12 protein-coding genes are annotated in these 14,043 nt (G+C 59.9%); all 12 read right to left on the reverse strand.

Annotation, left to right across the window (positions count from 1 at the left end; genetic code table 11):
- Positions 1-288: 288 nt before the first annotated feature.
- A complete protein-coding gene (locus tag ACM6I5_RS04965; RefSeq protein WP_017335954.1) occupies positions 289-1,062 on the reverse strand; it encodes a DeoR/GlpR family DNA-binding transcription regulator in 774 nt (257 codons plus the stop codon).
- A 55-nt stretch (positions 1,063-1,117) separates the two neighbouring features.
- A complete protein-coding gene (gene pdxA, locus ACM6I5_RS04970; RefSeq protein WP_414883371.1) occupies positions 1,118-2,119 on the reverse strand; it encodes a 4-hydroxythreonine-4-phosphate dehydrogenase PdxA in 1,002 nt (333 codons plus the stop codon).
- Positions 2,120-2,124: 5 nt separating this feature from the next.
- Complete coding sequence (locus tag ACM6I5_RS04975; protein WP_414883298.1) at positions 2,125-3,405, reverse strand: four-carbon acid sugar kinase family protein; 1,281 nt, start codon at positions 3,403-3,405, stop codon at positions 2,125-2,127.
- Positions 3,402-4,415 carry a 2-keto-3-deoxygluconate permease gene (locus ACM6I5_RS04980; protein WP_017335951.1) on the reverse strand — a complete coding sequence of 338 codons (1,014 nt, stop codon included), beginning with the start codon at positions 4,413-4,415 and terminating at the stop codon, positions 3,402-3,404. The genes ACM6I5_RS04975 and ACM6I5_RS04980 overlap by 4 nt, the downstream gene beginning before the upstream one ends.
- 472 nt (positions 4,416-4,887) lie before the next feature.
- Positions 4,888-5,202, reverse strand: coding sequence for a type II toxin-antitoxin system YafQ family toxin (locus ACM6I5_RS04985; protein WP_033037147.1), 315 nt, complete (start codon positions 5,200-5,202; stop codon positions 4,888-4,890).
- Complete coding sequence (locus ACM6I5_RS04990) at positions 5,168-5,458, reverse strand: type II toxin-antitoxin system RelB/DinJ family antitoxin (RefSeq protein WP_017335949.1); 291 nt, start codon at positions 5,456-5,458, stop codon at positions 5,168-5,170. The genes ACM6I5_RS04985 and ACM6I5_RS04990 overlap by 35 nt, the downstream gene beginning before the upstream one ends.
- A 330-nt stretch (positions 5,459-5,788) precedes the next feature.
- The gene (locus ACM6I5_RS04995) at positions 5,789-7,075 is read right to left on the reverse strand and encodes an OprD family porin (RefSeq protein ID WP_017335948.1); all 1,287 of its coding nucleotides are present in this window, start codon (positions 7,073-7,075) and stop codon (positions 5,789-5,791) included.
- Positions 7,076-7,317: 242 nt separating this feature from the next.
- Positions 7,318-7,986 (reverse strand): DsbA family protein, encoded by a 669-nt coding sequence (locus ACM6I5_RS05000; protein WP_414883299.1) that lies wholly within the window; start codon positions 7,984-7,986, stop codon positions 7,318-7,320.
- A 314-nt stretch (positions 7,987-8,300) separates the two neighbouring features.
- Positions 8,301-8,513: a hypothetical protein gene (locus tag ACM6I5_RS05005; protein ID WP_414883301.1), complete on the reverse strand. Its 213-nt coding sequence runs from the start codon at positions 8,511-8,513 to the stop codon at positions 8,301-8,303.
- A gap of 244 nt (positions 8,514-8,757) precedes the next feature.
- The gene (aguA, locus tag ACM6I5_RS05010) at positions 8,758-9,864 is read right to left on the reverse strand and encodes an agmatine deiminase (protein WP_414883302.1); all 1,107 of its coding nucleotides are present in this window, start codon (positions 9,862-9,864) and stop codon (positions 8,758-8,760) included.
- A 4-nt stretch (positions 9,865-9,868) separates the two neighbouring features.
- Entirely contained in the window at positions 9,869-10,747 is an 879-nt protein-coding gene (aguB, locus tag ACM6I5_RS05015) for an N-carbamoylputrescine amidase (protein ID WP_017335944.1), read from the reverse strand.
- Between the two features lie 311 nt (positions 10,748-11,058).
- A complete protein-coding gene (locus ACM6I5_RS05020; protein ID WP_414883303.1) occupies positions 11,059-13,971 on the reverse strand; it encodes an aminotransferase in 2,913 nt (970 codons plus the stop codon).
- Positions 13,972-14,043: the final 72 nt, after the last annotated feature.

Raw genomic sequence — 14,043 nt, forward strand, 5'->3', positions numbered from 1 at the left:
GCATTACGAATCAATCGGGGCTTTTTGCATTCAATGCGTCCGCTTCGCAGCGCATGAGGCCATAACGTGTCGCAATTTTTCACTTTTTGCGACACGTCTTGAGAACGTGTCGCTGCGAACGACATGTTGGAGGAACGTGTCGCCGAAATTGGATTTCTGCGACATGAGCCTTGTAGAGAGGGAGGTTGCTGCCGCCTTGAGTGCAAAAAAAACGGCGTTGCTTGCGAGATTTTTTGGGGCCGCTACGCGACCCAGCGCGAGCAAGCTCGCTCGCCACAGGGGGTGCAATTATTCGATGGTTACGGTTTCCACGGTGATTTGCTTGAGGGCATGAAACGGTGCGAGAGCAGCTTCATCGGCGGTGGCACCGGTGATCAACCGCCACTCCCGCTCAATCGGCGTCCAGTGTTGCTGACGGGCGCGGCCGAGTTTGTCGGTATCCGCTAACACCACAATCTGCGCAGCCCGTTTGATGATGCATTCCTTGAGATACGCCTGCTGCGCGCTCGCCTCGCACAATCCAAATTCCGCGACCACGCCGTCCGCACCGAGGAAGGCTTTGTCGACACTCAACCGGCTCAACGTCAGCTCGGCCAACGGCCCCAGCGTGCTCATGCTCGAACCGCGCAAATCGCCGCCGATCAAGGTCAGGCGAATACCCGGCGCGTTGGCGAGGGTCATCACGGCCAGCAGGTTATTGGTGACCACGTGCACGTCTTGTCGCGAGCACAAATGATGGGCCAGCGCGGCGCAGGTGGTGCCGCCGTCGAGCAGCACGGTATCGCCGTCCTGGACGTGGGCCGCAGCCGCTTGGGCGATGGCGTCCTTCTGTTCCCACTGGCTGGTTTTGCGTTCTTCGAGGGAAGCTTCCGGCTCATGAACGCCGACCACGGAGGTGGCGCCGCCATAGGTGCGCACCAGGTGTCGCTGTTTGGCGAGCATGGTGAGGTCGCGTCGCACCGTGGCTTCCGAAACCCCGAGCGCCGCGCTCAATTGCTCGACGTTGGCATCGCCAATGCGTACGAGGTCGAGGATGGCGCGGTGGCGTTCGGAGGCTTTCATGGCGGGTCTCGCGTGGTGGACGGTGGTCGATCTTACACGACAGCGCCCGTGCGGCTCATCCCCGTCGCGTGGCCAGCTCTGCACCCTGGCGCAGCGCTTCGAGCAGGCTGCGTTCATCGGCGATGCCTTTGCCGGCGATGTCGAACGCGGTGCCGTGGTCGACCGAGGTGCGGATCACGTCCAGGCCGACGGTGACGTTCACGCCAGCTTCAAGACCGAGCACTTTGACCGGGCCGTGACCCTGATCGTGATACATCGCGACCACCAGATCGAAGTCGCCGCGGCCAGCGCGGAAGAACAGCGTGTCGGCCGGCAGCGGACCGGTGACGTCGAGGCCGCGTTCCTGCAACAGCTTCACCGCCGGGATGATTTTTTCTTCCTCTTCGCCGTAACCGAACAGGCCATTTTCACCGGCATGCGGGTTGATCCCGCACACGCCGATGCGTGGACGGGCAATGCCGGCCTTGATCAGTGTCGCGTTGCCGCGCTCGATGGTGCGCTGGACCAGGCCCGGCTCGATCTTGCGGATCGCGTCGATGATGCCGATGTGGGTCGTGACGTGAATCACCCGCAGTTGCGGCGCCACCAGCATCATCGACACTTCGTCGACGTTGGTCAGGTGCGCGAGCATTTCGGTGTGGCCGGGGTATTTATGGCCGCCGGCGTGCAGCGCTTCCTTGTTCAATGGTGCGGTACAAATGGCATCAATCTGGCTGGCTTCGGCCAGTTGCACGGCGCGGGCAATGTATTGATAGGCAGCGTCACCGGCGATGGCCGACAGTTCGCCGAACGGCAGGTCGTCGGGGATCAGGTCGAGGTCGATGCAGTCGATGATGCCGGCCTCGTAACGCGCTTCGGACGCGTCCTTGATGCGGCGCACTTTGGCGTTGCCGCCGACGATGACATTGGCTTGTTCGAGACGTCGCGCATCGCCGATCACCAGCGGCCGGCATTGTTGATAGACGATGTCGTGAGTCAGGCTCTTGACGATGATTTCCGGACCGACACCCGAGGCGTCGCCCATGGTGATACCGATGACGGGCAGGTAGTTGCTCATAGTGTTCATTCGAGTCCTTGGATTCGTGTGCGTTGGGGCGGGGAGCGATCGGCGCTGTCGCTCAGGTGTAGCCATGCCGCATACAAGGCGTTATCGGTGCCGAATGCGCCGGCCTTGGTCACAATGCCGGGGCGATGGCCCTGCCGGGAAACGGTCGGGCGGGCAAAGGCGACGCCGGCTTCGATTTCGGTGAGTAGTTGCAGGCTGTCGATGCCGACGGTGGTCAATATGGCCCGTGCCGTCTCGCCGCCCGTGGCGATCAGGCCGCCGACCTTGGCGAAGTGTGGTTCTACCAATACGGCCAGCATGTTCGAGAGTTGCGCGCCTTCCTGCGGATCGAACGCTTCATCGCGGCCGATGCGCAGCAGCAGGTCGCTCCAGCCGTCCAGTTGCTCGCCGATCCGCGCTTGCCACAACGCCCAGTCGCCATGGGTTGTGCCTTGGCGAAGGACCTCGGGCGGGACGACCAGTTCGCTGACGCCACCACGTTCCTTGAGCAACGCGCATTGCCGCTCGCAAACGCCGGACAGGCTGCCGACGAGGATCAGAATGGATGCCTGGCTTTTTTCCTGCGCGGTCGGTTCCAGGGTTGTGAACCGCGCTTCGGAGAAATCAGAAAGGCTGGCGATTTCCCGCGCCAGGCCGCCCGAGCCGATCCAGAACAACGGCTGATCCATCGACGCGGTCAGGCGAGCGAGGGTCAGCAGATCGTCTTCGGTTTGCGCATCGACGATCAACGCCTGGGTGCCGCTGCGGGCGACTTCGGCGATGTGGTGCGCGAGCGCCTTTTCGTTGCCGCGCAAGGTGTCGAGGTCCAGCTTCGCGGTGCTCAGGCCGGCGGCGATGAGCATGGCTTCGACGTCAGCCGGGCGATCGGCGTTTTCGAGTTTCCAGGTGTCGGTGGTTTCCAGCGGCTGGCCGTTCACGAACACCCGCCCGCCGCGCAACGTGCGACCTGTAGCGGGGAACGCCGGGGCGACGATGGCCAGTCCGGCCAAGGGTTGCAGGGCGGCGACCTCCGCCGCCCAGTTGCCGCGCAGGGTCGAATCGATTTTCTTGTACAGCCGCTGCCCAGGCTGATGCAGTGCCTTGAATGCCGCAACGGTGCGCTCGGCGGCTCGATCCGGTGACAGGCGCCGAGTGTCTGTGTCGGCGGCAATCACCTGAGCATCGGCCTTGTCGTTCAAGGGATCGAGCGTAACCACCGTTTGCAGCCCGACGCTCGCAAAACCGATGGCGCAATCCGCCGCACCGGACAGATCATCCGCGATGATCAGAATCCTCATCGCAGGGCCTCCTGCTTTTGGGGTTCGATCTCCTGCTCAGGGATGACGACGGCGTTGCGTTGTTGCACGCGCTTGGCAACAGCGGCGGTGAGTATCGGCGCAAGGATCGCGGTGACCACCACGCAGGCCGCTACCAATATGGTCGCGCTCTTGGCGGCTTCGGCGTAAACGGGATTCGCCGCTGCGATCAGCGCAGGAACGGCTGCAGCGTTCCCGGCGGTGGTGGCCGCAGCAACACCGGCGACGCCTGTGCCACCGGTCAAACGATCAGCGAAGAACAGCGGAATACCGGTCAGCACAACCACCGCAACCCCCATGCCCAGACCCAGCAAACCGGCCTGCCAGACGTTGTGCAGGTCCAGGCTGGCCCCCAGCGCCAACGCGAAGAACGGGATCATCACTGGGACAGCCTTGGCCAGGAAGTCGCGCATGTCACGGTCGAGATTGCCCAACAACATGCCCAGCGCCAGCGGCAGGATGCTGCCCACCAGCGTCGGCCACGGGAATGCCGACAGACCGGCGATGCCCAGGGTGACCATGGTCAGAAAAGGCCCGGACTCCAGGGACATCACCGAGTAGGCACCGACGTCTTCGGACCGACCGTACTGCCCCATCAGCGCCATGTACAAGCCACCGTTGGTGTCGTTCATCGCGGCGACCACTGCCAGCGTCGAGATGCCGGCGAACAGGCCGGACGAAATCGGCTGCTCGCCGAGAAAATGCCCGAGCACAATGCCGATGAGCACGGCGATGCCGACTTTGGTGATGAGCAGCGTGCCGCCCTTCTTGAGCAAGTAAGGCGTGGCTTTGATGTTGATGCTCGCGCCCATGCAGACATAGAACACCGCGAGGATAGGCAGCGCCCCGGTGAACAGTGCATTGGTGAAGGAGCCGAAAAACTTGGGCGTGTCAGGCATGAAGGTGGCGACCAGCGAACCGATCAGCAGGGGCACGATCATCATGCCGCCCGGGATGCGTTCAATGGTGCGCTTGATAGGGAATTGGGCCACGAGGGTCTCCTTTTATAATTGTGGGGTAAGACGTGTTTCACCTCGAAACTGACTGAAACAATCAAGCAATGATTGATTCAGTCAAATTTATCTTAAGCTCTCGCTATAGAATGCGCAAACCAATCATTCAAATGATCGTTTTGATCATTTGAATAGGAAAACCTGGCTGGGAAAGGTCAATCGAGTCGTCCTGTGAAGCGGTCCAGAGCCTTGCAGCGCTCACAAAAAAGCCCCGAACATGTCGCAATGTTGTTCACTTAAGAGTGTCTTGAATCAAAGGAAACTTGTGGCGAGGGAGCTTGCTCCCGCTTGAGTGCGTAGCACTCACAAAACTCGGCAATAGCTGTCAGATTTTTGGGGCCGCTACGCAGCCCAGCGCGAGCAAGCTCGCTCGCCACAAAGGTATGCACGATTCAAGAGCGCGCTTAAGTGAACAGCATTACGAACATGTCGGGGCTTTTCTTTACAGACGCTACTTGAACAACTCTGAATGACTTCCTAGATCAACAAATGTGATGAAATCGGAGCGTGTGTGCTCATAAATCATCAAGAAATCACCGCCTATATGACACTCTCGAAAACCAGCCCAATCACCCATCAAGGCATGGTCCAGGTATTCCGGTGGCAACGGTTCACCCAGAAACAGCATGACCATCACTTGGCGAACTTCATTCATGTCACGGCGCCCGGCACGCTTGTAACGGTCCCACGACTTCTTGAATTCTGACGTTTGTGCACATTGCCTGGGCAGCTCAGCGCGCTTTTGCTTTTTCTCCGGTTTCGCCATCAGCGTCCCTCAACATGTCGTCTATCGAGTCGAACCGCTGGCGAATCTCACGTGCTTCTCTCATGGCGCGGGCCGTTTTTTCCGAAGGCACGCGTACCTCAAACGGGAGGCCCTGGGTCGCTACGACCTGACGAAGAAAAAGCCGCATGGCGTCACTGATGCTCAGGCCGCAAGCGTTCAGGACTTCAGTAGCACGCGCTTTCAATTCCTCATCAATGCGGCAACGCACGTCGGTGGTTTTCAGCAATACACCCATGGTAATGACCTCATTTCTAATTTGTAGCTACATTGGCGCTACCTCAAGCATTTTGGTTGAGCAGGCTATTGGGGGTCAACTTCAGCGTGATGGACGGCTCCACCGTTTGAGGAGCGCTGACAATCAACTGAATTTCTCGTCCGGTATTTCAATCGATTAATCCAGTGATGAATATCGGCTTGTTCCCCTTCGGTACTGGGAACTGTCCTGATCCGATGCAGGAAATAACCTAAGCGCCTGAACGCTTATTGGTAGGCGAAAAAAAGCCCCGAACATGTCGGGGCTCATCTTTCTCAGCCTTGAATCAGGCGTCGATACTGCAACCGATCATCAGAAAATGTTGATCGGGTAGTCCACGAACACACGTACTTCGTTGCCGCTGACGTTGTATTCGCTGGATTTCTGCGCCACGCGCAGGATCGAGCTACGCAGTTTGATGCTCAGGTCTTTGGCCGGGCCGCTTTGCACGACGTACTTGAACTGGTTGAAGATTTCGCGCTCGGTACCGCCTTCGCTGGTGGAAGTGGTGATGTTGTCGCCGCGCACGTAAGCCACGTTGTAGCTCAGACCAGGAACGCCGAACGTGCTGAAATCCAGACCGTAGCCCAGCTGCCAGCTGCGTTCGTCTTCGGCGTTGAAGTCGGACCAGTAGGAGTTCGCCAGGTAGATGGTGTTGCCGCCATCACCGACGCGACCTTGATCCTTCTGATAGCCGCCGTAGGCGTAGCCCAGGTTGCTGTCGCCGGTGCTGCGCTGGTGCGCGACGGTGAACGAGTGCGGGCCGGTGGCGAAGGTCGCTGCCAGGCTCCAGATCTTGTTGTCGTCACCGGTCGCACCGCTTTCGCGGACGTAGGAATCTTCCAGCTTGGTGCGGTAGCCGTTGAAGTCCAGGGTCAGGGACTGATCCTTGTCGATCGGGAACACGTAGTTGGCGTTCACGTATTGTTTCTTCAATACGTCTTCAACGTCAGACGCGTACACCGCCGCCTTGAACTGTTCGGTGAACTGGTAGCTGCCGCCCAATACGTTGATCGACTTCAAGCCACCGCTGTCACGGCCTTCAGCGCTCTTGCGCGATTCGGCAGTGAAGCGACCGGCGTTCAGCTCCAGGCCTTTGATCTCCTTGGAGGTGATCAAGGTGCCGGTGTAGCTTTCCGGCAGCAGGCGCGAGTTGTCGTAGCTCAACACCGGCAGGGCCGGCATCTGGTCGCCGTAAGTCAGCGTGGTGCTGGAGAGGCGGAATTTGACCGCTGCGCCACCTTTGGACAGGTCATCTGCCGCGTTGCCGCTGTCGCCTTTTTTGAAGAAGTCGATACCTTGTGCGCCGGTGCGGCCCTTGCCGCCATCCAGACGCAATGCGTACAGACCGAACGCGTCCACACCCACACCGACGGTGCCTTGGGTGAAACCGGACGAGAACGTGCCGATGGCCGCTTGGCCCCACTCGGCTTTGTCCGGTCGGCCGTCTTTGTAATCACGGTTCATGTAGGCATTGCGCAGCAGCACTTTGAGGCTGCTGTCTTCAACAAAACCCTTGGATTCGGCCTGGTCGTTTGCCATGGCCTGTGTCGCGCTCAACATCCCCAGAGCGATCAGGCTGATTCGCTTGTTCAACATTTTGTTCTTTTCCTTATTACGGGTTGATACGCGCTGTGTCGAACGGCTGAAACGGCGCTATCGCACTCTTTTTTCACCCCGAAACAAAAAGGCCCGCCCACGAAAAATCGCGGCGGGCCTTTTTATTATTTTTGAGTCATGGCGGTTGGCCACAGGCGTTGAGGCGAATCCTAGTCCCGCCCTGAACCCTGTGTCAATTTCATGAATCGTCTGTGAATAGGCGAAAATCGTCTAAGAATTTTCTAATTGCAGCCGTTGAGCCCACAGGTTTGAAACCCGGATGAAGCCGCGTGTGCGGGAAGCGACTGCCTAAGCCAGGCCGCAAAGGCTTGCGGCTTGCCGAACCACGGCCCGATGTCGACCAGCGTGAACTGGCCACCCTGCTCCAGTGCGAAGGTCGGGAAACCATGACCACCGATGCTGGCCAACAGGTCGCGACTGGCCTTGATGTGGCGATCGGTGTCGGCGTTTTTGAATGCGGTCTGAAAGGCTTCAGGTTCCAGGCCGATCTCGTGGGCGAGTTCAAACAACACCGCTTCATCGGCAATGCGCCGACCTTCCACGTAATGCGCGCTCTGCAAACGGCCCAGCAACGCCAGTCCACGGTCAGCGACCTGATCAGCCGCCAGTACGGCGGCAATCGGCGGCGCAGAATCGAACACCGCCGTCTCATCGCGCAGCAAACCTTCGAAGTAGGCCTCACCGAATGGCTGCGCGGTGTACTCGGCGATTCGCCGATCGTGGGGCATCACGTAGTTGCGCAACTGTGGCGAGACGTTCTTGCGGTGGGCGCCGGTCATCATGCCGCCGCCATGGGCAATCACCGGAAGAATTGCCCGGGCTGTTTGCACCAGTGGTTTTGCGCCGTAGCACCAGCCGCACAACGGGTCGTAAATGTAATGAAGGATCATGGGAGGCTCCGGCGAAAGGGTAGGAAATTCGATGCCGGCAGATTAGTCCTCCTTCTATTTCTGAAAAACGTCGGAATAGCTTTCAAACTGTTTCAGGAATCGGTCGAATACCGCCCTCGTTCTGTCACTACCAAGACACGAATTGGAGATCGGGCAAACCCAATGACCCGCTCTTACCGCGTCTAAACACTGCGGGCCTGGTGTGAGCCGCAGCTATCGTGTTCGAGTGGCACCGTAGTGATCACAAAACCATCGCCCATAAAAAAAGCGCCACCTTCCCGGCAGCGCTTTTATCAATCCGTTGTTGTTCTTTTTTATCCTTCCATCACATCCCACAACGCATCCAGCTCCGCTTCGCTGAATAAACCAGCGGGGTAGCGCTCGATCATCATCCGGCGCGGATCAGGTTCCCTGATCTGACGCGTTCCATTGGACTTCAACCAGTGCGCCAGGATCTGGAGCGCTTCGCTGTTTACTGCCAGGGGATGCAGTGTCCGCTCGCTCACTACGTTCATTTCGGCGTTCATTTCCGCGCTCTCTCCTGGTTTGTGAGCGGCTAACTTATCCAAGGTTTATGACAGAACATCGAAGTTCTCCCCTCCCTGTTTCTCGTCAGGAGAGATACAAGAGCTGTGCCAATGTGTCAGGACAGTCGACCAGCGGATACAAAAAAGCCCGCAGTCCTGACGGGCTGCGGGCTTCTTGCAAGGTGCCGAAGTAAAACCGTTGCCTGAGTGATTTCTCAATCAACTCAGGCTGTTACAACGGCACTCACTCCTTGTGCGGCGCAGGCTGCTGTTGGGTAAGGCAGTGGATATTACCGCCGCCCAGTAACAGTTCGCGGCCCGGGACCATGACCACTTCATGCTGCGGGAACAGGCTCTGCAAAATCTCTTTGGCCGGGCCGTCCAGCGGATCGTCGAAGCTCGGCGCGATGATGCCGCCGTTGACGATGAGGAAGTTCACATAGGAACCGGCCAGACGAACGGTCGGATTGCGTTCCTGGGTTCCGTCTACCGGGTCCACACCGGCGCATTCTTCTTCGGTCGCATACAGCGGCCCAGGAATCGGCATCTTGTGCACCGTGAATGGGCGACCCTTGGCGTCGGTGCTGCTTTCGAGCACTTTCATCGCCGCCTGGCAGCGCGGGTAGTTCGGGTCTTGCGGGTCGTCGGTCCAGGCCAGCAACACTTCGCCCGGACGCACGTAACAGCAGAAGTTATCCACATGGCCGTCGGTTTCATCGTTGAACAAACCGTCCGGCAGCCAGATGATTTTATCCACAGCCAGGTTCGCGCTGAGCACCGCTTCGATTTCTGCACGGTTCAAGTGCGGGTTGCGATTGCGGTTAAGCAGGCATTCTTCAGTAGTGATCAGCGTGCCTTCACCATCAACGTGGATCGAACCGCCTTCGAGCACAAAGCCCTCGGTGCGATAACGCGAGCTGCGTTCAATCTCGAGGATCTTGCCGCCGACCTGCGAATCACGGTTCCACGGCGAATACAGCCCACCGTCAAAACCGCCCCATGCGTTGAAGTCCCAGTTCACGCCACGGACTTCACCGCGGTTATTGATGACGAATGTCGGGCCGGTGTCGCGGACCCAGGCGTCGTCGCTGGACATCTCGACCACACGAATATTCGGCACGTCCAGACGCGCCCGAGCATTTTCGTATTGACCGGCGGACACCGCCACGGTGACCGGTTCGAAACGCGCGATGGCCTTGGCCACCGCCACATGCGCGGCTTGCGCCGGTTTGCCGCCCAGGCGCCAGTTGTCCGGACGCTCGGGCCAGATCATCCAGGTCTGGGTTTGTGGCGCCCACTCGGCGGGCATGTAGAAGCCGTCGGCGCGCGGGGTGCTGTTTAAAGTGGTCATGCAGTCAGGACTCCAGGGAACCGTCGAGGGTTTTGAGCGCATTGTATAGGTTCGGGCGACGATCACGGAACGAGCCCCACGCGCTGCGAATGTGCTCCAGCTCGTCGAGGTCGAAGCTGTGAACCAGCACGCCTTCTTCGGTTTTATCGAGTTCCTGGACCTTCTCGCCGAACTGGTTGGCGATAAACGACGAGCCGTAGAAGGTGATGTCGTACCCGTCCTGCTCCTCGTTGCCGATACGGTTGCTGGCGATCAACGGCATCAGGTTGGCGCCGGCATGGCCCTGCTGCACACGCTGCCAATGGTCGCGGGACGAAATGGTCTTGTCGTGCGGTTCGCTGCCGATGGCGGTCGGGTAGAACAGGATCTCCGCACCCAGCAACGCCATGCTGCGGGCGCACTCGGGGAACCACTGATCCCAGCAGATGCCCACGCCGATTTTCGCGTAACGGGTGTTCCACACTTTGAAACCGGTGTCGCCCGGGTTGAAGTAGTACTTCTCGTGGTAGCCAGGGCCGTCCGGGATGTGGCTTTTACGATAAATCCCGAGGTTGCTGCCGTCGGCATCAATGATCGCGATGCTGTTGAAACGCGCACGGCCGGCCCGTTCGTAGAAGCTGATCGGCAGCACCACTTGCAGTTCCCTGGCGATTTTCTGGAAATGCTTGATGGCGACGTTCTCTTCCACCGTTGTGGCCAGTTGCAGGTAATCCGGATTGGGCTTCTGGCAAAAGTACGGCGCCTCGAACAGTTCCTGGATCAGGATGATCTGCGCGCCTTTGGCCGCAGCCTCACGGACCAGCCTTTCAGCGGTTTCGAGGTTGGCTTCAAGGTCCCAGGAACAGGCCATCTGGGTGGCGGCGACGGTAACGATACGGCTCATGAATCATCTCCGGGCAAGTGCTGTGGGTCGAGTTTCCCATCGACCGATGACAGAAAGGGAAGTGGCGGGCGTGATGAGGCACGCCGCGGCAATGGCGACTTTATAGCCGATAAAAATCGGCTTTAAAAGCGATTAATCTTCCTTGCGTCGAAAAAAACAGCACTCAAACCAGATAATAATCGAATTAAGCACTCCCTCTTGTGGGAGCGAGACCGGCTTGCCGGCGATCGCGGTGGGTCAGTCGATACAAATTTTGAATGTTCGATCGATATCGCCGGCAAGCCCGTCTCGCTCCCACAGGGGAGATGTATTTACAGCCCCTCCGCGAGCACCTTCGCCAACATATCGACAAAGAAATCCACACTGCGGCGCGAGGTCACCATCGGCGGTTTGATCTTGAGGACGTTCAGATAATCCCCCGTCGGCTGCATGAAGATCCCCAATTCCCGCAGGCGATCACACAACGCCGTGGTTTCTTCGGTCGCCGGTTCCAGGGTCTCGCGGTCGCGGATCAATTCAACGCCCAGATAAAAACCGGACCCGTGCACCGCACCCACCAGCGGATGAATATCGATCAGCGCTTCCAGACGCTCCTTGAAATACCCGCCCACGACCTGGGCGTTATCCCAAAGTTTTTCCTCTTCCATCACATCCAGAACGGCCATGCCGATCTGGCAACTGACCGGGCTGCCACCCGCCGATGAGAAGAAATAACCTTCGGCTTCCAGCGCCTCGGCGATTTCCCGACGGGTAATCACAGCGCCCAGCGGTTGACCGTTGCCCATGCCCTTGGCCATGGTGATGATGTCCGGCACCACGCCCTGTTCTTCGAAGCCCCAGAAGAAGTGACCCATGCGCCCGTAACCGACCTGCACTTCGTCGGCGATGCACACGCCGCCCTGGGCGCGAACCATCCCGTAGACCTGTTTCAAATACCCCGGCGGCAGCGAGATGCCGCCGGCATTGCCGTACACCGGCTCGCAAATGAAACCGGCCAGCTGGCGTCCTTGCGCGGCGATTTTCGCCAGGTTGTGCTCGACGCTGCGCACATAATCCGGCGCACTGTCCGGGCCCCGGAATTCACCGCGATAGGTGTTCGGTGCCGTCACCGGGTGCACCCAGTCCGGACGGCTGCTCAAGGCCCTGGGGTTGTCGGCAATCGACGTCGAGACCGCGTCCGCGCCCACTGTCCAGCCGTGATAAGCCTCCAGCACGCTGACAATGTCGCGACCGCCGCTGTAGGCCCATGCCAGACGGATCGCCAGGTCATTGGCCTCGCTGCCGCTGTTGACCAGGAACACCCGGTCCATGCCATCCGGAGACAACCTCAGCAAACGCTCGGAAAATTCGGCAACCGCCGCGTAATTGAAGCGCGAGTTGGTATTGAGCAGCGACCACTGGCGGCTGGCCACTGCGGCCATGCGTGGATGACCATGACCGAGCACCGCGACGTTGTTGAGCATGTCGAGGTAGGAGCGGCCCTGCATGTCGATCAAATGGTTGCGCCAGCCGCGTTCGATGCGTGGCGGGTCGACGTAATAGTGTTTCTGCGTCCGGGCGAAACTGGCGTCGCGGCGCTCCAGCAAAGTCTGCGAATCAAGCTCAACCTCCGCATCGCAAGCCAACCCCAGCAACACCGCCGGCGATGGACACAACGCTTGCCAGGCCGCCGCACGAGACGGCGTGCAGAACAACGGCGCATCGAACGAAGCGCCTCGGCACAACTGCACCCGCAACGGACCGCTTACCGCGCCCAACACCTGGCCTTTGACCAGCGCCGCGCCGGTGTGCAGCGACGGCGTCACGCCCCACAGCCGCACGCTCAGCTGTGGGCCGTCGAGTTGCAACACACCCGGCGCCGGTTGATGGACCACGCCGGCAAATGGCGATTCGACCGCGGTGCCATCGGGCACCCGCAACTCGACATGCAGCGGGCACGTGTCCGGTTCGCTGGCACTGTCGGGGCGGGTACGGGACAAACGGTATTGTCCGTAACGGCTTGCGGCCAGACCGTGAGCCGCCGCCGCTTCGCTCAACAGGCGTTGATCGATCCCTTCCTGCTCCCAGTTACCGGCCTCGAAATGCGGGCTGAGTACACCCAGGTCGATCAAGGCAAATTCACGTCCGACCAGGCTCGGCAGCAGTGGCGCAAAGCCTTCACTGCCGATGGCTGGCAGGCTCTGGCCGACAGCAGTGAGGATCGCCGCTTCCATCAACGCCAGCGGCACTGAGGTCGCCACGCGGAAAATCTCCCACTCGTGGGTCAGGTTGTCGCGACTGTATTGGTTACCCGGGTCGATGCTGATCTGCTGTTCGCCGCTGAGCACCAGCACCGCCGCCCGCGCGACGATCAATGGCCACAGGGCCTGCAGTTCTTCGTGTTGCAACGGGTTGACCGCGTGATAGGCCTGAACCGCCGGCAAGATGTAGAACGGATCGCCACCGGCATGGTGCAGCAACGCCGCGCAAGTCACCGACAGGTCAGTGATGCGCCAGGTGCGGACCAGGTCGCCGAAATCGATCACGCCTTGCAGTTGCCACTGGCGTTGCGAATCGCGCTGCCAGACCACGTTGTCATCGGTGATGTCCATGTGGATGGCCTGCACCGGCAACTTGTCCACCAGCGGCTGCAAATGCCGCTCGGCCTCTTCGGCCACTTGCGCGATCAACGCTCGCTGCGCGTCATCCTCGATGACCGGTAGCAAATGCGCGATCAACGCCTTGGCATGGCGCGCGTCCCACTGAAGGGTGCGTTCAAGACCCGCATGGTTGAAATCGGCCAGCGCCTGGTCCATTTCACCGCAGAGCCGGCCGAAACCGGCCACCACGGCCCCAGGCAAATGATCCAGGTGTGTGAGCGACTGGCCCTCGATGTATTCGAGCAGGCGCACATGCACCGGTTGTCCGCCGACTTCAAGTGACAGCAGGTCAGCGCCGTTCTGGGCGGAAATCACTTGCGGCACCGGCACCTTGGAGTGCTCGGCCAGATGCTTGAGCCCCGCATGCTGGGCTTGCAGTTCCAGCGCCGAATAGTCGCCCCGGCAGATTTTCAGGACGAAACGTCCATGCTGGCTGTCAACGCGGTAGTTGAGGTCCTGCTGGCTGCCGAGCGCCTGCAGCTTTCCGCTCAGCCCGTAATGCCCTTCGAGCAGCTCGAGCGCTTGCGCCGCAGAGACCTGCGGGCTGGGCAAACTGGCGCGATGAATCAACGTGGCGAGCGGCATACAACGACCCCTGAAATTTTATTAGTCGCTTATATCGCCACCACGTCGGTCGATAATCAACCCCCGCGTCCC

Source organism: Pseudomonas sp. IT-P171 (assembly GCF_949767765.1).
GTDB lineage: Bacteria > Pseudomonadota > Gammaproteobacteria > Pseudomonadales > Pseudomonadaceae > Aquipseudomonas > Aquipseudomonas fluorescens_B.